The organism is Pseudomonas sp. dw_358, from assembly GCF_018449655.1.
Classification (GTDB): domain Bacteria; phylum Pseudomonadota; class Gammaproteobacteria; order Pseudomonadales; family Pseudomonadaceae; genus Aquipseudomonas.
This window is the reverse complement of sequence record NZ_JAAVUX010000016.1, coordinates 66,311-89,507: the sequence shown is the minus strand read 5'-3', so window position 1 is coordinate 89,507 and position 23,197 is coordinate 66,311. Positions and strand designations below refer to the sequence as shown.

Annotated in this window: 22 protein-coding genes; 8 read left to right on the top strand and 14 right to left on the bottom strand. The window is 64.0% G+C overall.

Annotation, left to right across the window (positions count from 1 at the left end):
• The first annotated feature begins 117 nt into the window (after positions 1-117).
• Positions 118-525, top strand: a complete 408-nt coding sequence (locus HB675_RS20350; protein ID WP_213880898.1) for a hypothetical protein — start codon at positions 118-120, stop codon at positions 523-525.
• An 88-nt stretch (positions 526-613) separates the two neighbouring features.
• On the top strand, positions 614-1,021 hold the full coding sequence (locus tag HB675_RS20345; protein WP_213880848.1) for a hypothetical protein: 408 nt from the start codon (positions 614-616) through the stop codon (positions 1,019-1,021).
• A gap of 66 nt (positions 1,022-1,087) precedes the next feature.
• Here HB675_RS20345 and HB675_RS20340 read toward each other — a convergent pair whose 3' ends face one another.
• A complete protein-coding gene (locus HB675_RS20340) occupies positions 1,088-1,441 on the bottom strand; it encodes a glycine zipper 2TM domain-containing protein (RefSeq protein WP_213880846.1) in 354 nt (117 codons plus the stop codon).
• Between the two features lie 94 nt (positions 1,442-1,535).
• Positions 1,536-2,909: a nucleotide 5'-monophosphate nucleosidase PpnN gene (ppnN, locus tag HB675_RS20335; protein WP_213880844.1), complete on the bottom strand. Its 1,374-nt coding sequence runs from the start codon at positions 2,907-2,909 to the stop codon at positions 1,536-1,538.
• Positions 2,910-3,209: 300 nt separating this feature from the next.
• On the opposite strand from ppnN, the gene HB675_RS20330 reads away from it, so the two are divergent.
• Positions 3,210-4,184: an AEC family transporter gene (locus HB675_RS20330; RefSeq protein WP_213880842.1), complete on the top strand. Its 975-nt coding sequence runs from the start codon at positions 3,210-3,212 to the stop codon at positions 4,182-4,184.
• Here HB675_RS20330 and HB675_RS20325 read toward each other — a convergent pair.
• The 10 genes from HB675_RS20325 to HB675_RS20280 form a co-directional block, all read right to left on the bottom strand.
• A complete protein-coding gene (locus HB675_RS20325) occupies positions 4,181-4,744 on the bottom strand; it encodes an N-acetyltransferase (protein WP_213880840.1) in 564 nt (187 codons plus the stop codon). The two genes, HB675_RS20330 and HB675_RS20325, sit on opposite strands and share 4 nt — an antisense overlap.
• Positions 4,745-4,763: 19 nt before the next feature.
• On the bottom strand, positions 4,764-5,543 hold the full coding sequence (locus HB675_RS20320) for an SDR family oxidoreductase (RefSeq protein WP_213880838.1): 780 nt from the start codon (positions 5,541-5,543) through the stop codon (positions 4,764-4,766).
• A 76-nt stretch (positions 5,544-5,619) separates the two neighbouring features.
• On the bottom strand, positions 5,620-7,146 hold the full coding sequence (locus tag HB675_RS20315) for an FAD-dependent oxidoreductase (RefSeq protein ID WP_213880836.1): 1,527 nt from the start codon (positions 7,144-7,146) through the stop codon (positions 5,620-5,622).
• Positions 7,147-7,218: 72 nt separating this feature from the next.
• The gene (locus tag HB675_RS20310; protein WP_213880834.1) at positions 7,219-7,476 is read right to left on the bottom strand and encodes a DUF2790 domain-containing protein; all 258 of its coding nucleotides are present in this window, start codon (positions 7,474-7,476) and stop codon (positions 7,219-7,221) included.
• A gap of 150 nt (positions 7,477-7,626) precedes the next feature.
• Positions 7,627-8,808 carry an acetyl-CoA C-acetyltransferase gene (locus HB675_RS20305; protein WP_213880832.1) on the bottom strand — a complete coding sequence of 394 codons (1,182 nt, stop codon included), beginning with the start codon at positions 8,806-8,808 and terminating at the stop codon, positions 7,627-7,629.
• Between the two features lie 141 nt (positions 8,809-8,949).
• A complete protein-coding gene (gene moaA, locus HB675_RS20300; protein WP_213880830.1) occupies positions 8,950-9,942 on the bottom strand; it encodes a GTP 3',8-cyclase MoaA in 993 nt (330 codons plus the stop codon).
• Positions 9,943-9,955: 13 nt separating this feature from the next.
• A complete protein-coding gene (locus HB675_RS20295; RefSeq protein ID WP_213880828.1) occupies positions 9,956-10,771 on the bottom strand; it encodes a formate/nitrite transporter family protein in 816 nt (271 codons plus the stop codon).
• 149 nt (positions 10,772-10,920) lie between these two features.
• Entirely contained in the window at positions 10,921-13,008 is a 2,088-nt protein-coding gene (locus HB675_RS20290) for a TonB-dependent receptor (protein ID WP_256737624.1), read from the bottom strand.
• Between the two features lie 118 nt (positions 13,009-13,126).
• On the bottom strand, positions 13,127-14,086 hold the full coding sequence (locus HB675_RS20285) for a D-isomer specific 2-hydroxyacid dehydrogenase family protein (protein ID WP_213880824.1): 960 nt from the start codon (positions 14,084-14,086) through the stop codon (positions 13,127-13,129).
• Positions 14,083-15,450, bottom strand: a complete 1,368-nt coding sequence (locus HB675_RS20280) for an LLM class flavin-dependent oxidoreductase (RefSeq protein WP_213880822.1) — start codon at positions 15,448-15,450, stop codon at positions 14,083-14,085. The genes HB675_RS20285 and HB675_RS20280 overlap by 4 nt, the downstream gene beginning before the upstream one ends.
• A 325-nt stretch (positions 15,451-15,775) precedes the next feature.
• On the opposite strand from HB675_RS20280, the gene HB675_RS20275 reads away from it, so the two are divergent.
• The 3 genes from HB675_RS20275 (at position 15,776) to HB675_RS20265 (ending at position 19,259) form a co-directional block, all read left to right on the top strand.
• On the top strand, positions 15,776-16,582 hold the full coding sequence (locus HB675_RS20275; protein WP_213880820.1) for a class II aldolase/adducin family protein: 807 nt from the start codon (positions 15,776-15,778) through the stop codon (positions 16,580-16,582).
• A gap of 15 nt (positions 16,583-16,597) precedes the next feature.
• Positions 16,598-17,941 (top strand): LLM class flavin-dependent oxidoreductase, encoded by a 1,344-nt coding sequence (locus tag HB675_RS20270; protein ID WP_213880818.1) that lies wholly within the window; start codon positions 16,598-16,600, stop codon positions 17,939-17,941.
• A gap of 121 nt (positions 17,942-18,062) precedes the next feature.
• Positions 18,063-19,259, top strand: a complete 1,197-nt coding sequence (locus tag HB675_RS20265; protein ID WP_213880816.1) for a YbfB/YjiJ family MFS transporter — start codon at positions 18,063-18,065, stop codon at positions 19,257-19,259.
• 152 nt (positions 19,260-19,411) lie between these two features.
• Here the strand turns inward: HB675_RS20265 and hpxO are convergent, their stop codons facing one another.
• Positions 19,412-20,590, bottom strand: coding sequence for an FAD-dependent urate hydroxylase HpxO (gene hpxO, locus HB675_RS20260; protein WP_213880814.1), 1,179 nt, complete (start codon positions 20,588-20,590; stop codon positions 19,412-19,414).
• Between the two features lie 185 nt (positions 20,591-20,775).
• Positions 20,776-21,723 carry a LysR family transcriptional regulator gene (locus HB675_RS20255; RefSeq protein WP_213880812.1) on the bottom strand — a complete coding sequence of 316 codons (948 nt, stop codon included), beginning with the start codon at positions 21,721-21,723 and terminating at the stop codon, positions 20,776-20,778.
• Positions 21,724-21,832: 109 nt separating this feature from the next.
• On the opposite strand from HB675_RS20255, the gene HB675_RS20250 reads away from it, so the two are divergent.
• Together HB675_RS20250 and HB675_RS20245 are read left to right on the top strand one after the other, a co-directional pair.
• Complete coding sequence (locus HB675_RS20250) at positions 21,833-22,807, top strand: 2-dehydropantoate 2-reductase (RefSeq protein ID WP_213880809.1); 975 nt, start codon at positions 21,833-21,835, stop codon at positions 22,805-22,807.
• Positions 22,804-23,190: a VOC family protein gene (locus HB675_RS20245; RefSeq protein WP_213880807.1), complete on the top strand. Its 387-nt coding sequence runs from the start codon at positions 22,804-22,806 to the stop codon at positions 23,188-23,190. Before HB675_RS20250 ends, HB675_RS20245 begins: the two co-directional genes overlap by 4 nt.
• Positions 23,191-23,197 lie beyond the last annotated feature (7 nt).

The following is a 23,197-nucleotide window of genomic DNA, read 5'->3' as shown; positions in this document are numbered from 1 at the left end:
TACTTCATGTGGCTTCATTGGTACGCGTGGGCGAGCAGGGTCAATCTAGCCCCATCGTCTTGCGGCACCGGCCAAGGGACATGCCATTCGAAGGTGATCACCATGCAACACCCCGTCCTGAAATCCAAGAGCCTGCTCCTCATCCCCATGTTCGCCGCCATCGGCCTGCTCTCGGCCTGCGCCGGCCCGATGCCCAAGCCCAACCCGAAAGACGCCTGGATCGGCATCCGCGACGATAGCCAGAATGTGGTGGTGGCCGAGAAGGTCGACGGCAAGAACACGGCTGATGGCCGGTTCTTCGAAGTCAAGCCGGGTACGCACAAGCTGCAGGTCATGGTTTATGACGAGCGGACCAACGACGATACCCAGACCTGCTCGGCGGACTTGAGCTACAGCGACTTCAAGGCCGGTGAACATTACCGCGTGGTGGAATCGGACCTGGGCTTTCGTCTGAGCGCCAATCTGATGGACGCCCACGGCAACGTGCTGGCCCATACCGGGCCGCTGCACTGCACGGCGGGTTGATCACGCTCTGACCTCTGGGCTGCGAATCGTTTCACCCGGACGGCACCTGCCGACGGTTACATTCTCGAACGACAAAGGTACTGCACACATGCAATCCAAGAGTCTGTTGCTGGTCCCGCTGCTGAGCGCGGTGTGCCTGCTGTCCGCCTGCGCCGGGCCGATGCCCAAGGCCGACCCCTCCGAAGCCTGGATCGGCTTGCGTGATGATGTGAACAGCGTGGTCCTGGCCGAGAAGGTCGATGGCCAGAAAATTGCCGACGGACGCTTCTTCGAAGTCCAGCCGGGCACCCATGACCTGGGTGTGATGGCCTACGACGATGGCGGCTCGGATTCGACCCTGACCTGCACCGGCGACATCCACTACAGCGGCTTCAAGGCCGGTCACCGCTACCGTCTGGTGGAAAGCAGCCTGGGCGAGAACTTCTCGGCCAATCTGGTCAACCAGAATGGCAAGACAGTCGCCAGTTCGACCAACTTCGACTGTATGCCGGGCTGAATTTCAGCCGCACGGCGGACAGAAAAAAGGCCGGCTACCTTGGGGTAGTCGGCCTTTTTGCGTCACTCAATAACGTGGGCCCGGACCTTCCGGCGGGCCGTCATGGCGAGGGCCGCCCTGGAAGCGTGGGCCGCCTTCCATGCGCGGTCCCGGCCCCGGGGCATAGCCACGGCCGCCACGGTCATCGTGATGGTGGTCTTCATGACCGTGCTTGATCAGGTTGGACGCGGCCACGCCCAGCAGGCCGCCGGCCACGCCGCCGACCACTGCACCTTCGGTACCACCTACCTGGCTGCCCACGACTGCACCGGTCGCGCCACCCAACACCGCGCCGAGCACGTTGTCGGCCATGGCAGCGTTGCTGGTCAGGCACGCGGCCGCCAACAACCCGGAGAAAACCAGCCCGTTCAGTATCTTCATTGCATCCACTCGTGAAAAAGAGCGCGATCGTGAAAGCCTTGCCCGAGGTTGGCAAGGCAATCATGGTATCGGCTTTGTTACAGAGCGCCGCGCTTCAGCTCACCACGCGATAGCACGGCACATAGTCGGCACCGCCCGGCAGTTTCATCCGGTGCTGTTGGACGAAGGCCTTGAGCAGGCGATCCAGCGGCTGCATCACGGCGGCATCGCCGTGGATTTCATACGGCCCGTGCTGCTCGATCAGGCGGATGCCCTTGTCCTTGACGTTGCCGGCCACGATCCCGGAGAACGCCCGGCGCAGGTTGGCTGCCAGTTCGTGGGCCGGCAGGTCGCGGCGCAGCTGCAGGCTGGCCATGTTCTCGTGGGTGGGGTCGAAGGGGCGCTGGAAGCTTTCCTCGATCTTCAGCAGCCAGTTGAAGTGGAAGGCGTCGTTGCGTTCGCGGCGGAACACCCGCACGTCTTTGAGGGCGGCGGTCATCTGCCGGGCGACTTCCACCGGGTTGTCGATGATGATCTGGTAGTGGGCCTGGGCTTCTTCACCCAGGGTGGCGCCGACGAACTCGTGCAGTTGTTGCAGGTAGGCACTGGCGCTGGCCGGGCCGGTGAGGATGACCGGGAAGGGCAGCTCGCGGTTGTCCGGGTGCATGAGAATGCCCAGCAGGTAGAGAAACTCCTCCGCGGTGCCGGCACCGCCGGGGAAGATGATGATGCCGTGGCCAACGCGGACGAAGGCTTCGAGGCGTTTTTCGATGTCCGGCAGGATCACCAGTTCGTTGACGATCGGGTTGGGCGCCTCGGCGGCGATGATGCCGGGTTCGGTCAGCCCCAGGTAGCGGCCGCCGCTGGTGCGCTGCTTGGCGTGGGCAATGGTGGCGCCCTTCATCGGGCCTTTCATCACCCCCGGACCGCAGCCGGTGCAGATGTCAAGGCGACGCAGGCCCAGTTCATGGCCGACTTTCTTGGTGTACTTGTATTCGTTGCTGTCGATGGAGTGCCCGCCCCAGCAGACCACGATCTTGGGTTCGACGCCGGCGCGCAGCGTGCGGGCGTTGCGCAGCAGATGGAAGACGTAGTCGGTGATGCCCTGGGAGGTGCTCAGGTCGATGGCCGAGCTGTCCAGTTCGTTCTCGGTAAAGACCACGTCGCGCAGGGCGCTGAAGAGCATTTCCCGGGTGCTGGCGATCATCTCGCCATCGACGAAGGCGTCGGCCGGGGCGTTCAGCAGTTCCAGGCGCACGCCGCGGTCCTGCTGGTGGATGCGTACTTCGAAGTCCGGGTAGGCTTCGAGGATGGTCTTGGCGTTGTCGAGGTGGGCGCCGGTGTTGAGGATGGCCAGGGCGCACTGGCGGAAGAGCGCGTAGACGCTACCCGAACCGGCTTCGCTGAGCTGGTGGACTTCGCGCTGGGAAAGGGTTTCAAGGCTGCCTTTGGGGCTCACCGAAGCATTGATCACGTGTCTTGCGGCCATTCTGAATTTCCTTGATGCGACACAACGGCGCCCTGACTACCAGGTGGGGCCGCAGCATCGGGATAATGATCGCCGAAGCGGTCCTGCACGTCGTGGATATCTCCTCCTTGGACAGCCGCCCTGCCCACGACGAACGAGCGGCGCTGAAAAAAATGGGCCTGGGTGCAGTCTAACCCCGTGAGGGCCGTGTCTGGCAAGGGGGAGCCGCAGGCGCGAGGCTGAACATTAAACAAAGCTCAGGCTGGACACCTGCCAGCCAGCCCTCTACCGTGCTGACATCCTCCTGGGCGTCCACCGTTCATGCTCGCGATCCTGGCCATTACCGCACCGATCTACTTCATGATTGTCCTGGGCTTCACCTTCACCCGGCTGGGGGTCTTCGCCAAGGCGGACATGCGCGTGTTCGGCAAATTCATCGTCAACCTGGCCATGCCGGCACTGGTGTTCCGTGCCTTGGCCCAGCGCACCCTCGACGAAATCATGCACGTCGACTACCTGCTGGCCTACGCCCTGGGCTCATTGACCACCATTGCCATCGCCTATGCCTGGTGCCGGCCGGTCTCGCGCATCGATCCGACCCGCACGACCTTCTATGCCATCGGCATGTCGTGCTCCAACTCGGGTTTCATCGGTTATCCGATCCTGCTGCTGACCCTGGCTCCTGTGGCCGGGGTGGCCTTGGCCTTGAACATGATCGTGGAAAACCTGCTGGTGCTGCCGCTGTTGCTGTTCATGGCCGAACGCGGGCGGCTGGGCAGCGGCAGTTGGCGCATGGCGGTCCAGCCGTTCCTGCGTCTGGCGCGCAACCCGTTGGTGATCGGCCTGGTGGGCGGCTTGCTGGTGTCGGTCAGCGGCTGGCACCTGCCGGCCCCGGTGGTGCGCACGGTGGATATGCTGGCCAACGTGTCGAGCGCCTTGTCCTTGTTCGTGATCGGCGGAACCCTGGTCGGGCTGCGCTTGCGTGGGGCTTTGAAGCCGGCGCTGTCCATCGCCGCAGCCAAATTGCTGCTCCATCCCTCGATGGTGCTGATGTTCATTCTGCTGTTGCCGGTGCTGGGCATGGCGCCGATGCAGCCCATGTTCGCCCTGTCGGCGGTGCTCATGGCATCGGTGCCCATGGCCAGCATCTATGCAACGCTGGCCCAGGCTTACGGTCATGAGTCGTTTGCGGCGGTCACGCTGTTGGCGGCCACGGTGATGTCGTTTTTCACCTTGAGTGCCGGCCTGCTGGTGATGCATAGCCTGCCGATTTTCCAGCAAGCCGTAGGCGGCTAGCGCGGGCGGCGTGGGCGCGACACCACCGATTCGATGTTCTTGCGCCCGATCAAGGGCGGCCGCTCGTTGACCGGCTCCAGCCACTTGTACATCACCAGGCAGTCCACCAGGCCCAGTTCGCGGTGCCGATAGGCTCGGGGCAGGCGCCCGACGGTCTCGAAACCGAGCTTGTGCCAGAGCGCCACCGCCACTTCATTGCTGGCCACGACCGAGTTGAACTGCATGGCCAGAAAGCCGCTGTCCCGGGCCAGGGCCTGGGAGTGTTCGCACATCAACCGCGCCACGCCCCGGCCCCGGGCTGCGGGGGTGACCATATAGCCGCAATTGCAGACATGGCCACCGGGGCCGGCGGCGTTGGCCTTGAGGTAGTAACTGCCGAGCAGCTCGCCGTCTTCCTCGGCAATCAGGGTGTGCAGCGGGTACTCCAGCCACAGATGCAAGGCCTGTTCCTGAGTGAGGGCCGGGTCGTAGGCGTAGGTGTCCTGGCCTGCGACGACACTCTGGAAGGTAGGCCAGAAGCCCGCAAAGTCGGCCGTGAGCATGGGGCGGATGTGGATCATGGGGTCCCTGAGCGTTGTATCAAAACGCCAGCGTATCACCCATATGGAAAAACCCGCCACTGGCGCCATCGGCCGGCAAGGTGGCCAGCAGTACGCTGGTCTTGGCCCCATCGACGAGGGTCAAGGGCGCGGCGCTGCCGCCCATGTCGGTCTGCACCCATCCCGGATGGGCCGAGTTGACCTTGGTGGTACTGTCGCGCAGTTCATAGGCCAGGTGCACTGTCCAGGCATTCAGCGCCGTCTTGGAGCTGTCGTAGGCCGTGGCCTTGGCGTGATAGATGGGGGATTGGGGGTCGGCGTGCAGGGTCAGCGAGCCGAGGATGCTCGACAGATTGACGATGCGCCCCGCTGGCGAAGCCTGCAGCAGGGGTAGCAGTTTCTGGGTCAGTGCCACCGGCGAAAAGAAATTTACCTCGAACGTCTCGCGCAATACCGCCTCGGGCACGGTCGAGGGCTGGTAGAGGCTTTCGACGGCGGGCTCGCCTTCCAGATGAATCCCGGCGTTATTGATCAAGATGTCCAGGCGCCCGGTTTCGGCCTCGAAGTAGTCATAGGCGGCTTGATGATCGGCCCGGTTATTGACATCGAACACCAGGGCATCGGCCTCGATGCCAAGCTTTTCCAGTTCGGCCAACGCGGCCTCACCCGCTTCGACGGTGCGCGCGCCGATGACCGGGAACACACCAATGAGGCCAAGCTGTCGGGCGGTCTCCAGGCCGATGCCGCGGTTGGCGCCCGTGATAAAGGCAATCTTGCCGTTGCCGTTCTTGATGTCGTTGAGTCGGGACGCGAGGGTCATGGAAAAGGCTCTTGTCAGGGCAGGGGATTGAATTAAAGCACGCCAGACCGGCCGCGCCAGCGGCCGGGGTCTATCGTTACCGCTGCGCCACCAGCGCCAGCGCCTCGGTGCGGCTCAAAGGCCGGCGCATGCGTTCGGCCAGCAGCGCCATCAGGGCCTGACGCTGGCAGGCGACCACCGCCACCACCGCCTCCTGATTGATCAGCAAGGCGACGAACGTGAAGCCGTCCAGATCGCCATCGATATGGGTTTCCTGCCACTGCGAAGCATGGCCGAGGTAGTCCAGGCGCTTGCCGAAGTGCAGGGTCCAGAAAAACGGCACATCGGCAAACGGCGCTTCCCCGCCCAGCATGTTATGGGCGGCGAGCCGGCCTTGCTGTTGGGCCAGGCGCCAGTGCTCGATCCGGGTGGGCTGGCCGGCGAGCGGGAAGCGCGCGATGTCGCCCACGGCCCACAAACCGTCAGCCGCGCGCAGCTGCGCGTCCACCTCAATACCGCCGTCCTCGGCACGCATGACGCCCGTGAGCAATGAGGTGACCGGGGCCACGCCGACGCCGACAATCACCAGGTCCACCGCCATCCGCTCGCCGTTGCTCAGTTGCACTGCCTCGACCCTTTCCTGGCCGACGAAGGCCTGTGCTTGCGCATCGGTGCGGTAGACGACGCCATTGTGTTCATGCAGGCGCCGCACGGCCTGGCCAACCTGGGTGCCAAACTGTTTCTCGAACGGTACGTCATGGCGCGCCAGCACTGTGACTTCCATGCCCAGGCTGCGCAGTGCCGAGGCACACTCCAGGCCGATGAAGCTGTCGCCCACGATCAGCGCCCGCCCGCCTTTATGAGCGACTTCGGTGATCGCTCGAGCTTGATCCTTCGAACGCAGGACAAATACGTTGGCCAGGTTCGCGCCAGACACGTCGAGCGCCTTGGGCTGCGCCCCGGTGGCAATCAACGCCTGGTCGTAGGCGAGGGTGGTGCCGTCGGCCAATTCGATCTGCCGGTGGGCGGCGTCAACGTGGCGCACGTCGGCATTCACCCGCTCGACCCGCAGGCGTGCCCAGAAGCCGGGATCGCGCAGTGGCGGGGTGTTGTCGGCGGGCATCTTGCCGCCCAGGACGAATTTGCTCAGGGCGGTGCGGTCATAACCGGCCGCCGGCTCGCGGTCGATCAGCACCAGTCGGCCGCCGAAGCCCTTGTCGCGCAGGGCGCTGGCCGCAGCGGTGCCGGCCGCACCGGCGCCGACCACGACAAAGGTCCGGTCATCGCTGCGCAGCGGGATGCGCGAAGGCTCGCTGGGGACATCGCCGACGTGCACCTGGCCCTCGATGACTTGCACGGGGTAGCTTTTCAGGGCATCCAGCGCCGGTGGTTCGCACAGGGCGCCGTTCTGCACGGCAAACGCCGCTTTGTGCCACGGGCAGATGATCTTGCCATCGCACACGGCGCCCTCGGCCAGCGGCGCGCCGGAATGGGGACAGTCGCCCTGATAGGCACGCACGCCTTGAGGGACGCGGATCAAGAGGATTTTCTGTTCGCCGATCTGCACCTGAGTGGCGCGATCTTCGCTGAGCTCGTCGAGGCGAGCGACGGGGTGCAAGGTCATGGCTGATCTCCGGTGGCGTTCATTCAATCGAGTGAACGCGGGCACCGAAGGTTCAGATAAACCTGTGTCCGATCAGCTGTCGTTGGTGCAACCCAGGCCTTCAACCTTGTAGTTCAGCACGTGTTCGCGACCGGCGTGGTCGAGGTAGTCCAGGCGCGCTGGCTGGATGCCGCACAGCACCGAGGTGTTGGTGTCGGAGATCACCTTGGCGATGTCCATCTTGACGTAGAAGCCGTCCTTGTCGTGGATCGGCGCAGTGTTGTCCAGGGTCGAAGCGAACACAGGGGAGGCAACCAGTAAAGCGGTGACGGCGGCGAGGATGAGTTTCATGGCAAGGCTCTCGTAGGTCGTGGACTCAGAGGCCGATGCACCATCGGCCGGGGCGGCTGCTGAAGTGCATCTCCAGCAGATGAGTCCACTTTAACGAGGGGGTACTGACAGGGATCTGTCAGGCGGGTGACAAGAAGTTCATGTTCGTGTTCAGGTGCGCTCCAGCGCCAGTGCTACCCCTTGACCACCGCCGATGCACAGTGTGGCCAGGCCTTTCTTCGCGTCCCGGCGCAGCATTTCGTGCAGCAGGGTGACCAGCACGCGGCAGCCCGAGGCGCCAATGGGGTGACCAATGGCGATCGCGCCACCGTTGACGTTGACCTTGTTCATGTCCCAGCCCAACGCCTGGCCCACCGACAATGCCTGGGCGGCGAAGGCCTCATTGGCTTCAATCAGGTCCAGTTGATCGAGGCTCCAGCCGGCCTTTTCCAGGCAGCGTCGGGTGGCGCTGACCGGGCCGATGCCCATGATCGCCGGGTCGACCCCGGCGTTGGCGTAGGCGGCGATCCGCGCCAGCACCGGCAGGCCCGACTGCTTGGCCTTGGCCGCGCTCATGAGCAACACCGCTGCCGCGCCATCGTTGAGGCTCGATGCATTGCCGGCCGTCACACTGCCGTCCTTCTTGAACGCCGGACGCAATTTGCCCAGTGCCTGGGCAGTGGTGCCGGCACGGGGCTGTTCATCGGTATCGAACAGCAGTGGCTCGCCTTTTTTCTGCGGGATCGACACTGGGGTGATTTCGCCCTTGAAGCGCCCGGCCTCGATGGCCGCACAGGCTTTTTGCTGCGACGCGGCGGCGAAGGCGTCCTGAGCTTCGCGGCTGATGGCGAACTTTTGCGCCAGGTTTTCAGCAGTGATGCCCATGTGGTAGTCGTTGAAGGCATCCCACAGGCCGTCGCTGATCATGCTATCCACCAGTTGCGCGTTGCCCATGCGCAAGCCGGTGCGGGCGCCGGGCATGACGTAGGGGGCCAGGCTCATGTTTTCCATGCCGCCGGCGATGATCACCTCGGCATCGCCGCAGCGGATCGCCTGGGCTCCCAGGTGCAGGGCCTTGAGGCCCGAGCCGCAGACTTTGTTGAGGGTCATGGCCGGTACGGCGAAGGGCAGGCCGGCCTTGATGGCGGCCTGGCGTGCCGGGTTCTGCCCGGCGCCGGCAGTGAGCACCTGGCCGAGAATGACCTCGTCCACCTGGGCCGGGTCCAGCCCGGTCTGTTCCAGCAGGCGACGGATCACCGTGGCCCCCAGTTCAACCGCCGGAATATGCGCCAGGGCGCCCTGAAAGCTGCCGACCGCGGTGCGGGTGGCGGCGACAATGACGACGTCTTGCATGAGCCTTCTCCTTGAGTGAACAACCGCCAGCCTGAAGCCGGGGTGAGCATTGTTGTAGGCGCGAGATTGTCAGGCGAACGCACTTATTTGAGAAGTTTGGATTTCAAACGAGTTGATGAGCAAATCGAATCAATGCGTGATTCAACCGCCGGTCATGTTCATGAAACGCACGATCTGCACCTCATCGGAATGATTGAATTCGTGCCGCCAGGGCTTGATTTTCATGGCCTCGATGATGGCCTTCTGCAGCTTTTCCGGCTGGCCCGGATTGGCCCGCAGCACGGCCTTGAGGTCCACCGAATGCTCGTTGCCCAGGCACAGCAGCAAACGGCCTTCGACGGTCAGGCGCACGCGGTTGCAGGTGGCGCAGAAGTTGTGGCTGTGGGGGGAAATGAAGCCGATACGGCTGTCCGGTGCCCCGGCTACCCGCCAGTAGCGCGACGGGCCGCCGGTGGCGTCGGTGGACGGCAGCAGGTTGAAGCGCCGGGCCAGTTGCTCGCGCACCTGTTCACTGGAAAAAAACGACTCGGCTCGGCTGTGCTCGCTGATCACGCCCAAGGGCATTTCTTCGATGAAGGAAATGTCCAGACCGTGGTCAAGGGCGTACTGCACCAGATCGCCCACCTCGTGGTCGTTGCGCCCTTGCATGATCACGGCGTTGAGCTTGGTGTGGGTAAAGCCGGCAGCGTGGGCCGCATCGATGCCGGCCAGCACCTGGACCAGGTCGCCGGTGCGGGTCAGCTGGCGAAAGCGCTCGGGGTCGAGGCTGTCCAGGCTGATATTGAGGCGATCGACCCCGGCATCGCGCAAGGGTTGGGCCAGACGGGTCAGCTGTGAACCGTTGGTGGTCATGCACAGCTCGCGCAGGCCGGGCAGGGCGGCGATCTGCCCGCACAACTCGACGATGCCCTTGCGCACCAACGGCTCGCCACCGGTGAGGCGGATCTTGCGGGTGCCGAGGGCGACGAAACTGCGGGCCACCTCGAGGATCTCCTCCAAGGTGAGAATTTTCGCCCGCGGCAAGAAAGTCATGTCCTCGGCCATGCAGTACACGCAGCGAAAATCGCAGCGGTCAGTGACCGACATCCGCAGGTAATCCACCGTGCGCGAGAAACTGTCCTGCAGTACTGTCATTACGACCTCGGGTTCAATGCTGCGTGGGCGCGCCATGTTCGTTGGACAACGGCAGCGTGGCGTTGGCAGCACCGGAATACGACACATAGTACGCCAGGCCCACGAACACTGCGCCACCCACGGCATTGCCGAGGAACACCGGGATGAAATTGCCGACGAACTGGCCCCAACTCAAGGCTCCGGCAAAAATCGCCGCCGGGATGATGAACATGTTGGCGACCACGTGCTGAAAGCCGATGGCGACGAAGGCCATGACCGGGAACCACATGCCGACCACCTTGCCCACCACGTCTTTGCTCGCGTAGCTGAGCCACACCGCCAGGCACACCAGCCAGTTGCAGCCGATGGCAGAGATGAAGGCGTGCTCGAAGTCGGCAGTGACCTTGGCGTTGGCGACGGCCACGGTCTTGGCCAGGAACGGGCCTTCGGTCAGGCCCACCAGATGGCCGAAGCAATAGGCGACGAACAGTGCCCCCAGCAGGTTGGCCAGCGTGACCAGCACCCAGTTGCGCAACAGCTGCCCAAGGCCGATGCGCCCGGCGAACAGGGCCATGGGCAGGCTCATCATGTTGCCGGTGAGCAGTTCACCGCCGGCAAGGACCACCAGGATCAAACCCAGCGGGAACACCGCCGCCCCCAGCAGGTTGCCGAACGAAGCCCAGTCGGCGGGGATCATGGTGCTGACGTGAATGTCCAGCAGAAAGCCCAGGGCAATGAATGCCCCGGCCAGAAAGCCGAGGATGAGGAGGGCGGGTACAGGCAGCACAGCCTTTTTGGCGCCGGACTCGATGGCCAGTTCGGCGATTTGTTGTGGGGTGTTCAAGGACATGGTCACAGGCTCGGAAGGCAGCCGGTCCGTGGCGAGCGTTAAGGAGGTGGGTAAAAGCTACTGGGGGAGGGGGGAAATAGCCAATCACCTGTTTTGATCAGGTGATTGATGGGGTCGATGGGGGCCGCGGACCGCCAGCCCGTTCTTTCCTAAAGGTCATACCTCACACTCAACAAGACCGTCCGCGGATCATTGATCGAGTAATAGCGCTGCCCACTGGATGGGATATACCCCACTGACTGTGGATAGGCCCGGTCCAGCAGGTTCTTGACCCCCAGGGTGGTGGTCCAATGGCCGTCGGCGCTGATGTAGCGGGCGTTGGCGTTCCAGAAGGTCTGCTTGGGGATTTGCTGGATATCGTCGTTGAGCGGGTTGCCATAGGAGCGGGTCTGGAACTGGGCATCGGTACCCAACAGCACGGTACCAGGAAAGTTGATTGGCACGGTGTAGTTCAAGCCCAGGCTGGCGTTCCACTTCGGTGAGTAGATCAGCGCCTTGCCGTCGGCATCCACGCCGGGGCCGGAGGCGTTCTGGAAGTCGTCATAACGGCTTTGCAGGTAACCGACGTTGGCGGTCAGGTCCAGGTCTCGGGTCAGCGCGGTCAGGGTTTCCAGTTCCAGGCCGTAGGTGTGGGCACGGCCGACGTTGGTGCGCAGGTTCACCCCCAGTGACGGGTCATAGGCATTGGTCTGCAGGTCTTTGTAGTCGTTATAGAACAGCGCCAGGTTGGCCCGCAGCCGCTGGTCGAAGAAGTCGCCCTTGAAGCCGGTCTCGTAGGTGGTGACGTTCTCTGGCGAGAAGGCGGTCTCGGCTGACGCGGCCGTGGGCGCACGGTTGTCGTAGCCGCCGGCCTTGAAACCCTTGGCCACGTAGGCGTACTGGTTCAGGTGCGAGGTCCAGGCGTATTCCAGGCCGAGCTTGGGGCTGGTGCTGCCCCACGACTTGCTGGCGTCGGCGCTGAAGTTCAGCCCGGTGATCTGCCGGTTGGGGTTGATGGCGTAGTTGTTGTAATCGAAATTCTTGTGCTCACGGGTAAAGCGCATCCCGGCAATCAGCGACAGCTGTGGGGTCAGCTTGTAGCTGCCCTGGCCATAGAGGGCGTAACTGTCGGTGGTCGTGGTGCTGTACTGCCCCTGACCGATGACCCGACCCCTGGCGATGCTGTAGGTCAGGTTGTCGCGGTCGGCGCCGAAGCGTTCGTGGTACAGGAATACGCCCGTGGTGAAGCTGAAGCGGTCGTAGTTGCCGTTCAGCTGGAAATCCTGGGTCGCGTAGTTCTGCTTGTACACGATCATGTTCTGCTGAATCAGCGCGGCCCGGCCGGAGTTGTCATAGTCCACCGGCTGGTGGAAGGCCGAGTAGGCCGTCACCGACTTGAAACTCAACTGATCGTTAAAGCTATAGATAGCCCGCAATACAGCGCTGCCCTGATCCAGCTTGTTCTTCGGGTCCAGGCTCGAATAACTCTTGAATTTGTCGAAGTGGCCGCTGGCATCAAAGGGGGTGTAGCTGGTGGTGTCACCGCGGTCGGCGGTGCCGGCCAGGGTCAGCTGGATATCCCAGGGCGAGTCCAGTGGCTTGAAGCGCAGCTTGCCCCGGTACGACTGGATGTCGATGTTGTCCACGTGCGTGTGCCGGGTCGGGTCCGACACCGTGCCGTCGCGGTTCAGGTCGGTGGCCGAGAAGCTGGCGAACAGCACGTTGTCCACCAGCGGGCCGCTGATCAGCATGCGCGCGTTCTGTGCGTCATAGTTGCCGGCGCCCAGCTCGAAGAAGCCCCGGGTCTGTTGGTCCGGGTCGCGGGTGATGACGCGGATCGCCCCGGCGCTGCTGTTGCGGCCGTACAGGGTGCCCTGGGGACCTCGCAGCACTTCGACCCGTTCGACGTCGTTGAAGTCGAGCATCGAGGAGATTGCCCGGGGGATGTACAGGTCGTCGGCGTACACCGCCACTGCCGACTCCTGGATCGGGTCGGTCTCGCCGATGCCACGGATGCCATAGGTCTGGGCGCTGTAGGAGATGGATTGGTGACTGAGGGTCATGTTCGGGATTTGGCCGGACAGATCACGGATGTTTTTCACCTGTTTGTCTTCCAGGGTCTTTTCGTCAAAGACGGAAATCGCCAGCGGGGTCTTCTGCAGATCTTCCTTCTTGTGCTCGGCGGTCACCGTGACCGTGGGCAACGCCGGGTTGGCGCTGTCGTCGGCCCATAGGGGCTGGCTGGTACCCGCCAGCATGACGGCGAGGGCGACGGGATTGAGTGCATGGCGAGGTGTCGGCATAGGGTTCTCTTTTTTTATGGAATGTCGGTCCTCCTCCAGGCGTGGGGTCGGTGGTTCACAGTCACGATCGGGATCAGTAACCGCGGTCCGGGTTGGCCAGGTTGTGCAGCGGCTGCTCGGCGAGAAAACGTTGCAGGTTATCCAGCACGATGGCGGTGATGGCCTCGCTGCTGCGGGTGGAAATGGCCGAGGTATGCGGCGACAATCGCACCTTGGGGTGGCTGTACAGGCGATGGCCGTCAGGTAACGGCTCCGGCTCGGTCACGTCCAGCGAAGCGAAACCCAGCGGGCCATGGTCCAGGGCGTCCAGCAGGGCCGCTTGATCCACCAGCCCGCCACGGGCGATGTTGATCAGGTGCAGCCCCGGCTTGGCGCTGGCCAGCACCTGAGCATTGATCAGGTGGCGGGTGGCGGGGGTCAGCGGTGCGGCCAGCACCAGGTGGTCGGCCTGAGCGAACAAATCATGGAGGTCGCGGGCGGCCTGCACATCGTCCACTTCCAGCGGCGCGCTGCTCTGGCGCAGGGCGACCACCCGCAGGCCCAGGGCTTGCGCCTTGCGCGCCAGGCTGACACCGATGGAGCCGAAGCCGAGAATCCCCAGGGTCTGGCCCTGGACCGGTGTCAGGGCGGTGAAACGCCAGTCGGCATTGTTCGTCCAGATCTCGGGCAAATGCTTGTTGTAGGCGAAGATTGCCGCCAGCACGAACTCGGCGATCGGATCGCTGGCGCTGCCCCGGGCGGTGGTCACCGGCACCCCTTTGAAGAACCAGGCGGGGTAGAAATCGATGCCCGACGAGGAAACCTGGATCCAGCGCAGCCCGTAGGGCCAGCCCGGCGGCGCGGTCTCGGGTGCCTGATAGCCGCGCACGTTGATGGGCCGGGCGAGCAGGACCCGAGTGTCCGGCGGCAGGTCACTGGGCACCCCCATCGGCACGTCATGCACCCGAATGCCGGGATACCGGGTCTCCAGGTGCTCGCGCAAGGACTGGTTGATTCCGGCATCCAGTTGGCTGGCAATCACCCAGTCGCTCATGCCGGCACCTCGGCGTCACCGGTCTGTTCAGTATCGGCGACGGCATAGCGGTTGACCGGGACATCCAGCCCCAGATGTTCGCGCAACGTGGTGCCGTTGTACGCCTTGCGGAACAGGCCACGCTGGACCAGCACCGGTACCACGTACTGAGTGAAATACTGCAAGCCGTCCGGCAGCACCGAATTGATGATGAAGCCGTCGGCGCCGCGGCCATGGAACCACTGCTCGATCTGATCGGCGACTTGCTCGGGGGTGCCGACGAAATCACGGCGTGGGCGGGCGAAGTGCAGGGCGGTCTCGCGCAAGGTCCATCGGTTGGCCGCCGCCAGTTGCTTGATCCGCTCGCTGCTGCCTTTGTGGCTGTTGGCACCCAGGTCGCCGACATCGGGAAAGGCGCTGTCCAGCGGGTACTGGCTGAAGTCGTTATCGTCGAAGGCGCGGCCGAGGGCGACAATGGCGTCCTCGATGCTTACCAGATCCACGGCCTGCTGATAGCGGCGCTCCACTTCGGCTTCATCGCGCCCGACGATGGGCCGGATGCCCGGCAGGATCGCCAGCGTGTCGGGGTTGCGTCCCGCTTGCACCGCACGCTGTTTGAGGTCCTGGTAATAGGCCTGGGCATCGGCGAGGTCCTCGTTGTGCACGAAGATCGCGTCGGCGTGGCCGGCCGCAAAACGGCGCCCATCCTCGGAGGTGCCGGCCTGGAAGATCGCCGGTTGCCCCTGGGGCGAGCGGGCAATGTTCAGCGGGCCTTTGACCGAGAAGAACTCGCCTGTGTGGCCCAGGGTGTGCAGCTTGGCCGGATCGAAAAACTCGCCGCTCTGTTTGTCGTAGGTGAAGGCATCATCCTCCCAGCTATCCCATAGCCCTTTGACCACCTGGACGTGCTCGCGGGCAATGCGGTAGCGGGTGGCGTGGGGCGGGTGCTCAGGGCGGCCGAAATTGTCGGCGGTGCCGCTGAGCCACGACGTCACCACGTTCCAGCCGGCGCGCCCGCCACTGATTTGGTCGAGGGAGGCGAACTGGCGGGCGACCTGGAAGGGTTCGGTGTAGCTCACCGTCACGGTGGCCACCAGGCCGATGCGTTCGGTCACTGCGGCCAACGCCGACAGAATGGTCAGGGGTTCGAAACGGTTCAGGTAATGGGGACTGGATTTGGCGTGGATGTGCAGGCTGTCGGCGATGAAGGCGAAGTCGAACCTGGCGGCTTCGGCCAGCTGGGCTTGTTGTTTATAGAAAGCGAAGTTCGTGCTGGCGTTGGGCAGTGCATCGGCGTGGCGCCATTCGCCCCAGCCATGGCCCACACCGTGGATCATGGCGCCCAGTTTCAGTTGACGTTTTTGTACGGCGGGAGAGTTCGGCATCTCGGCGCTCCGGTATCAATGGGTAGGGAGGGCCTCCGCCTGGAGAAGGGGTCGGTCTGCTGCCGACTATATCTCTATGAAAAACCGCTGTAAAATTCGATTATCTTCTAAGTAAATTATTATTTTATGGAATTACATGTCGATATAAAATTACCAAAATGCATATTGATGAAAAGCCGATGACGGGCCAGCGCAGACTGAAATCCGCGCACAGATCAGAAATTCTGATAATTAGCTTAGATTAAAATGTGCTTTTTAAATGTTTCCCCGGACGCTTAGGCTGCGCTCACGACAGTCCTGACCTTCACAGGGAGCAGTGCCCATCATGAGTAGCGTGACATCCTTGGCAAAACCGACCCAGCAGACCACCCAGAGCGTGCGCGACCGTGTCAGCGCCGAAGAGTGGGAGGTGCGGGTCAAACTCGCCGCCGCCTACCGGCTGGCCGCGCTGCATAAATGGACCGACCACATCTACACCCATTTTTCGGCACGCGTCCCCGGCCCCGACGAGCACTTCCTGATCAATGCCTTCGGCCTGTTGTTCGACGAGATCAATGCCTCCAATCTGGTCAAGGTGGCGCTGGACGGCACGATTGTCGATGACCCTACCGGGCTTGGCATCAACTATGCCGGCTACGTCATCCACAGCGCCATCCACGGCGCCCGCCCGGACCTGCACGCGGTGCTGCACACCCACACCCGCGATGGCATCGCCGTGTCGGCGCAAAAGGGCGGGCTGCTGCCGATCTCCCAGCACTCCATCGCCTTTTCCGGCCGCGTGGCCTATCACGGCTACGAAGGCATTGCCCTGGACCTCGACGAGCGCGAGCGACTGGTGGCGGACCTGGGTGACAAGAGCGTGATGATCCTGCGCAACCATGGCCTGCTCACCGGCGGCGTCAGCGTGGAGCATGCCTTCCAGCAACTGCAGAGCCTGGAACGCGCCTGCAATATCCAGATTGCTGCCCAGGCTGCCGGCAACGCCGAGCTGGTGTTCCCGCCCGCCGAGGTGGTGGAAAAAGTCGAACAGCAAGCCAAGCGTCATTCCGAGGGCACCGGCCCTGGCGTCGCCCGCCACTGGGATGCCTTGATTCGCCAACTTGAACGCAGCGACGCCGACTACAAACTTTGAGCAAGGACCCCTCACATGTCTCGACAATTGAAGCTGGGCGCCATCCTGACCGGTGTCGGCACCGGCCAGGCAGAATGGTTGAGCCCGGAGATCCCTGGCAACGCCAGTGTCGACATCGACTGGTACCGCGAGCAGGCGCGCCTGGCAGAGGCGGCGAAGTTCGACCTGGTGTTTATCGTCGACAGCCCGTTCATTACCCCCGAATCGGCCCCGCACTACCTCAATCGGCTGGAACCGCTGACCCTGTTGTCGGCCATCGCCGGGGTGACCTCGAAGATCGGTCTGGTGGCGACCCTGACCACCTCCTACACCGAGCCGTTCAACGTCGCCCGGCAGTTCGCTTCGCTGGACCTGATCAGCAACGGCCGCGCCGGTTGGAACGTGGTGACCACAGGGCTAGAAGGCGCCGCCGGCAATTTCGGCCGCGAGCATCACATCGACCACACCGAGCGCTACCGCAAGGCCCGCGAGTACCTGCAAGTGGTGCAGGGCCTGTGGGACAGCTACGAAGACGATGCTTTCCCTGCGGACAAGGCTGGCAAACACTTTCTCGATGCGTCGCGCCAGCACCGGCTGGATCACAAGGGCGAGTTTTTCTCGGTCACCGGCCCCTTGAACATTGCGCGGTCCCGGCAGGGCCAGCCGGTGATCTTCCAGGCCGGGATTTCTGAATCCGGGCGCGGTTTGGCGGCGGATTTCGCCGAAGGGATCTTTGCCGGCGTCGACAACTTCGAGGATGCCCAGGTGTACTACCGCGACATCAAGCGCCGCGCCCATGAAGCCGGCCGTGACCCCCAGCACGTGGTGATCCTTCCGGGGATCGCGCCGATCATTGCCGACACCGACGAAGAGGCCCGGGCCATCGAGCGTCAGCGCGACGGCGAACTGGACCTGGACAAGGCGCTGGTGCACCTGGGGCGGCCGTTCAACTACCACGACTTCCGGCAGTACCCGCTGGACGGGCCTTTCCCTGACCTGGGCGAGCTGGGCAGCAACGGTTATCGCGGCCATGCCGAGCATATCAAGCAAGTGGCTCGCGAGCAGAACCTGACCTTGCGCCAGGCAGCGTTGCGCTTCGCCACTCGCTATTCGACCTTCGTCGGCTCGCCGCAGACCGTGGCCAACGAGATCGAACGCTGGTTTGTCGAAGGTGCCAGTGATGGCTTCAACCTGCGTCTGACCGCACCCAGCGAGTTCAAGGCCTTCACCGAGCGGGTGTTGCCGTTGTTGCAGGCCAAGGGCTTGTTCCGCAAGGAGTACAGCCACAACACCCTGCGCGGACACCTGGGCCTGCCGGTGGTGGAGAACCGCCACACCGTGGCGCGGCGCAAGGCGCCGGCGTTGCGTATCTCGGCCTGAAACCCGCCCCCCCCCCGGCCTGCACGGGCGGGGGGCATGTCACCTATCAGCACAGATGATTTCCGCGCTGGCGGTGTGCACGGCATTGTGAGGGTATTGACAGCCCTTTCGGAACTCGAACATGTCGACCGTCACCTCACCCCAATCTCGCGCCGTTTCGCTGCACATCTTCGCCGGCCTTTGTGCCAGCCTGGTGAGCATCGGCCTGGCACGCTTTGCCTACACCCCCTTGATCCCGCAGCTGATTCAGGCGCATTGGTTTGCCCAGGCCGACGTGGTGTATCTGGGCGCCGCCAACTTGGCCGGCTACCTGCTGGGGGCGCTTCTGGGCCATCCGTTGGGCAAGCGCACCGGCAACCCGACTACCTTGCGCCTGATGCTGGTGGTGGCGACGGCGTCGTTCTTCGCCTGCGCCTGGCCAGTGTCGCTGGTGTGGTTCTTCTTCTGGCGTCTGTTATCGGGCATCGCCGGCGGCGCGATCATGGTGCTGGTGGCTTCCACCGTGTTGCCCCATGTGCCGGTGGCCCGGCGTGGCCTGGCCAGCGGCGCGATCTTTCTCGGTATCGGGCTGGGCATTGCCGGGTCGGGCACGCTGGTCCCCGCCTTGCTGCATTGGGGCTTGCAGGCCACCTGGATCGGCCTGGGCGGGGTGGCGGCCGTGCTGACGGCCGCCAGCTGGTGTGCCTGGCCTCTGGCTGATGCGGCTCCGGGAGCAGCCCCCCATGGGACCGACAACCTCGGTGAAGAACCCCGCAGCGGGGGCTTGCGGCTGCTGTTCGCTCAGTACGCCCTGATGGCCACCGGTCTGGTGCCGGCCATGGTCTTTCTGGTGGACTACGTGGCCCGAGGCCTGGGCGCCGGCACTCAGGTGGCGGCGGTGGTCTGGGTGATGTATGGCGTCGGTGCGATCCTGGGGCCGTTGGTCTACGGCACCCTGGCCGACCGTATGGGGCCGCGTCCGGGGATTCTCTGGGCGCTCGGCGTGCAGGCGCTGGCGGTGGCGGCGTTGAGCGTGGCCCAACCGCTCTGGCTCCTCTGTGCCCTGGCGCTGGTGATTGGCTCGTTCCCCCCGGGCATTGTGCCGCTGGCGCTGGCCCGGGTGCATGAACTCAAGAAAACCGCTCACGCCCAGCAGGTGGCATGGAGTAAGGCCACCGTGGCTTTCGCCAGCTTTCAAGCGCTGGCGGGATTGGCTTATTCACTGATTTTCAATGCCAGTGGCGGGCATTATCAGGTGCTGTTCGCGATGGCTGCGGGCGCTTTGTCATTGGCGATGGTGCTCGATGGAGTGGCGCGGCTGCGCAGTCCCGTCCGGTAAGCCATCCCGTGGCTCGCGCCGGGTGCAATGCCGGCCGGAGCGCTTGCAGGCAACCCTGGAATCTCCCACGAGTGATCTGTGCCTGGGCGCATTGTGTGGGAGCAGGGCTTGCCCGCGATGAGGCCGGCCTTGTTCCCACCCGATTGCGACCCTCACCCCCGCTCATCCAGAAACCCACCCCCCACCGCCGTCTTGACCAGCCCGGCGATCACTCGCTCGCCGGTTTCTACCCGCAGCTCTTCATACCAGGCCTGAGTCTGGGCGGGGTCCTTGCCGTGGGTGATGTCGGAGCGGGCCCGGGCGCGGCGCATGATCTGCGCGGTGCGTTCGGCGCGGGCTTCGTCGTAATGGACGAGGGCCGCGTCGAGTTCGCCATGATTCAGGCATTGGGCCAGGACCCAGGCGTCTTCCATGGCCTGGCAGCCGCCCTGGCCGAGGTCGGGGGCCATCGGGTGGGCCGCGTCGCCGAGCAGAACCACGCGGTCTCTGACGAAACTTGCGATAGGCGCCATGTCATGGATCTCGACGCGGCTGACGTTGCTCACGTCCAGCCGCTCGATCAGCCGTTGCACCGGCGCGGCCCAGCCATCGAAGTGCTGGCGCAGTTCCTCGCGATACAGCTCGCGGTTGTTTTCGCTGCCGGCGGGCAGGGGCACGTCGAAGAAGAAATAGAACTGGCCATTGCCCATGGGCATCATCGACACACGTTTGCCGTCACCGACGAACTGCGCCCATTCGTGGGGGGAAGCCAAGTCATCGGCGATGTCGACACGGCCGTTCCAGTTGACGTAGCCGCAGTATTGACGGGTGATGGTCTGGCCACTGACAAAGTTGCGCAGCCGCGAATGGGTGCCGTCGGCGGCCACCACCAGGTCGGCCTTGACCCGCTGGCCATCGGAAAACAAGACGTCCACGCCATCGGCCGTGGACTCGACACCGTCGCAACTGACGCCCAGGGTGACGTGCTCCTCGCCACAGGCCTCCAGCAAAAGCTGCTGCAGGGCTGTGCGCGCCACCGGGCAGGCCTGTTGGCCGACCCCGGCGTACAAGGGCGCGAGGCTGAAGCGGGTCAGCAGATCGCCCTGGTGAGTGCTATAGCTCATGGCTTGCATGTCGCCACTGACCGCCTTGATCGCGCTCCCCAGGCCGAATTTTTCCAGCACTTGGACGCCGTTGGGCCAGACCGACAGCGCGGCACCCGCCGGGGTCAATTGCGCCACCCGATCAAACAACCGCACCCGATGGCCGTGGCGTTGCAGCGCAATGGCCGCAGACAGGCCGCCGATACCAGCGCCGATGATGACAATGTCCAGGGAGGGGGATGTGGGCATGGGGATAAAACCTTATAAACCTGATCGATAGGTCAGTAATTGCAGTTTGCCTGCCAGTTTGGGCCGCGGCAGAAAAATAAGGGCTGTGCAGGGCATTGGGGCCCTGCCTTACGATATTTTTGCTTTGAATCGGGGCGTCAAGGGCGCGTGTTGCACGATAGTGGTGCTGGCAGCGGCGCACGTCGTCAGCCTTGCGGGCTTCGCTCGGTAACGTCTGCCCCTCTTCGCTGATCACGCTGAAACAACCCCTGCATCACCCCGCGCAACCAGCGATTGCCACTGTCCAGGTGGTAGCGCCCGTGCCAGTGCTGCTTGACCGAAAATGGCTCGATCAGCACCGGGCAGTCGTGCACCGCCAGTTGATGCATGCTCGCCAGGGTTTCGCCGATGTGCCGGGGCAGGGTGGCAATCAGGTCGGTGCTGCCGATGATCGCCCCCAGCCCGAGAAAGCCTGGCAATTCGAGGATGATCTGGCGCTGTACGCCAGCACGGGCCAGCCCGGCCTCCAGCAACTTCTGCCCGGTACCGGCGCTGATCTGCACGTGGCCCTCGGCGCGGTAATGCCCCAGGTTCAGGTGCTGCGCGATACGCGGATGGTCGCGGTTGGTCAGGCAGATCCAGTCCTGGCCGAACAGCATCTGCTGGTACATGCCCCGCCCCAGCCAAGGCACGAACCCCACCGCCAGGTCCGCTTCCCCTGATTCCAGCGCACGCTCGGTGTTGCCGTCGATGCGCGCGGCCTCCAGTCTAATGCCTGGGGCCTCGACCCGCAGGTGGGCCAGCACCCGGGGCAGCAGGGTGATGTGGCTGGCATCACTGACGCACAGACGAAAGCGGCGCTGGGCAGTGGCCGGGACGAAATCTTCTTCCCAGGCCGTCAGCCGGCGCAGCGACTCCAGCACCTCGCGGCACGGTGCGATGAGGATGTCGGCCCGGGGTGTCGGCGCCATGCCCGAAGCCGTGCGCACAAACAACGGGTCGCGCAGTTGTTCGCGCAGCTTGCCCAGCCAGATGCTGATGGTGGGCTGGCTGAGGCCCAGTTGCTCGGCGGCTCGGGTGACGCTGCGGCTGTGGTAGAGCACGTCGAACAGCTGCAGCAGCTTGGGCTCGGGCAATTCGTCAGGGTTGATCATTATTGTATTTTTCAATAGCGGTATTGCGCCCATTGTATAGCGCAAAGTCACCAGGCTGCCTACTGTAATGCCCAGCACGACAACAACAAGAATCAACGGAGGCGCGATTGTGAAAATCTGCATTCTGGGCGCGGGTGCGCTGGGCTGTGTCATCGGCGCGGCCCTCAGCGAGGCAGGCCACGAAACCTGGCTGCTGAACCGCTCCGCCGCCCACGTCGATGCCATGCGCCGTGATGGTCTGTGGGTCCATGACGAGGGCGGCGAACGGGCTATTACGGTCAGGGCCAGTACCTCGGCGGCCGAGATCGGCGCGGTGGACCTGGTGGTGGTGCTGGTCAAATCCTTCCATACCGAAGCAGCGATTGCTGGCGCCATGGCGTTGCTCGGACCCGATACCACGGTGTTGTCCCTGCAAAATGGTCTGGGCCACGAAGACATTCTCGCCCAAGCGGTCGGCCGCGAGCGGGTGCTGGCCGGCAAGACCTACGTTGGTGGCGTGCTATTGGCACCCGGCACCGTCCGCTCCGGGGTGGTGGGCAAGCACACCTACATCGGCGAGCTGGACGGCAGCGTCAGCCACCGTGTGCTGGCCATTGCCGAGGCTTTCAACAGCGCGGGCCTGGCCACCACGGTCAGTGAAAACATCGTTGGCACCCTGTGGGACAAGCTGTTGGTCAACGTCGCCACCGGCGCGCTGACCGGTATCACTCGCCTGACCTACGGCCAGTTGTACAGCGAACCGCTGCTCAAGGCCACCTCCCTGGCGGCCGTGGCCGAAGCCATTGCCGTGGCCACCGCTGCGGGGGTGCGTCTGGGCCTGAGCGAGCCGGAGACGGCCTGGAAACTGGCCAGCGAAGGCCTGCCGGCCTCCTTCAAGACCTCGATGCTGCAGAGCCTGGAAAAAGGCTCGATCACCGAAATCGACTTCATCAACGGTTCGGTGGTGCGCTGGGGCCAGCGTCACGGCGTGCCGACCCCGGTCAACGCCACGCTGCACGCCTGCATGAAGGGTGTGGAACGGGCCATGGCCGATGAGCAGACCCGCCAAAACGACGCTCGACAACAAGAGGAAGCCAAACCGTGAGCATCCCCAAAGCCTATCTGGAACACGTGGCCATCTGGGTCAAAGACATCCACTGGCACATCCGCTTCTTCCACGACGTGCTCGGCATGACCCTGCGCGAGGTGCAAGGCACGCTGGAAGACCCCATCCAGTACTGGACCCTGGGCGGTCTGCAATTCATGGCCAGGCCCGATTTCGACGAGCCGGAAGGGCGCCTGGGCCACCTGGGCGTGATGTGCGAAGACCTCGAAGCCGCACTGGCTGCCGCCTGGACATTCGACGTCAGCGAAATGCCCCAGGGCCGCAACTGGCTGCGCCTGCCCGACGGCCTGGCGGTGGAATTCATTCAAGCCTCGCCCGTGTCCACTGTGGCCCGGGCCTTGGCCATCAACCCGCGTTCGTGAGCTGACC

Bases quoted from the DNA above. Each gene is read 5' to 3' on its own strand.
- HB675_RS20345 (WP_213880848.1), top strand. From the start codon at position 614: ATGCAATCCAAGAGTCTGTTGCTGGTCCCGCTGCTGAGCGCGGTGTGC.
- HB675_RS20340 (WP_213880846.1), bottom strand. From the start codon at position 1,441: ATGAAGATACTGAACGGGCTGGTTTTCTCCGGGTTGTTGGCGGCCGCG.
- ppnN (WP_213880844.1), bottom strand. From the start codon at position 2,909: ATGGCCGCAAGACACGTGATCAATGCTTCGGTGAGCCCCAAAGGCAGC.
- HB675_RS20330 (WP_213880842.1), top strand. From the start codon at position 3,210: ATGCTCGCGATCCTGGCCATTACCGCACCGATCTACTTCATGATTGTC.
- HB675_RS20325 (WP_213880840.1), bottom strand. From the start codon at position 4,744: ATGATCCACATCCGCCCCATGCTCACGGCCGACTTTGCGGGCTTCTGG.
- HB675_RS20320 (WP_213880838.1), bottom strand. From the start codon at position 5,543: ATGACCCTCGCGTCCCGACTCAACGACATCAAGAACGGCAACGGCAAG.
- HB675_RS20315 (WP_213880836.1), bottom strand. From the start codon at position 7,146: ATGACCTTGCACCCCGTCGCTCGCCTCGACGAGCTCAGCGAAGATCGC.
- HB675_RS20310 (WP_213880834.1), bottom strand. From the start codon at position 7,476: ATGAAACTCATCCTCGCCGCCGTCACCGCTTTACTGGTTGCCTCCCCT.
- HB675_RS20305 (WP_213880832.1), bottom strand. From the start codon at position 8,808: ATGCAAGACGTCGTCATTGTCGCCGCCACCCGCACCGCGGTCGGCAGC.
- moaA (WP_213880830.1), bottom strand. From the start codon at position 9,942: ATGACAGTACTGCAGGACAGTTTCTCGCGCACGGTGGATTACCTGCGG.
- HB675_RS20295 (WP_213880828.1), bottom strand. From the start codon at position 10,771: ATGTCCTTGAACACCCCACAACAAATCGCCGAACTGGCCATCGAGTCC.
- HB675_RS20290 (WP_256737624.1), bottom strand. From the start codon at position 13,008: ATGCTGGCGGGTACCAGCCAGCCCCTATGGGCCGACGACAGCGCCAAC.
- HB675_RS20285 (WP_213880824.1), bottom strand. From the start codon at position 14,086: ATGAGCGACTGGGTGATTGCCAGCCAACTGGATGCCGGAATCAACCAG.
- HB675_RS20280 (WP_213880822.1), bottom strand. From the start codon at position 15,450: ATGCCGAACTCTCCCGCCGTACAAAAACGTCAACTGAAACTGGGCGCC.
- HB675_RS20275 (WP_213880820.1), top strand. From the start codon at position 15,776: ATGAGTAGCGTGACATCCTTGGCAAAACCGACCCAGCAGACCACCCAG.
- HB675_RS20270 (WP_213880818.1), top strand. From the start codon at position 16,598: ATGTCTCGACAATTGAAGCTGGGCGCCATCCTGACCGGTGTCGGCACC.
- HB675_RS20265 (WP_213880816.1), top strand. From the start codon at position 18,063: ATGTCGACCGTCACCTCACCCCAATCTCGCGCCGTTTCGCTGCACATC.
- hpxO (WP_213880814.1), bottom strand. From the start codon at position 20,590: ATGCCCACATCCCCCTCCCTGGACATTGTCATCATCGGCGCTGGTATC.
- HB675_RS20255 (WP_213880812.1), bottom strand. From the start codon at position 21,723: ATGATCAACCCTGACGAATTGCCCGAGCCCAAGCTGCTGCAGCTGTTC.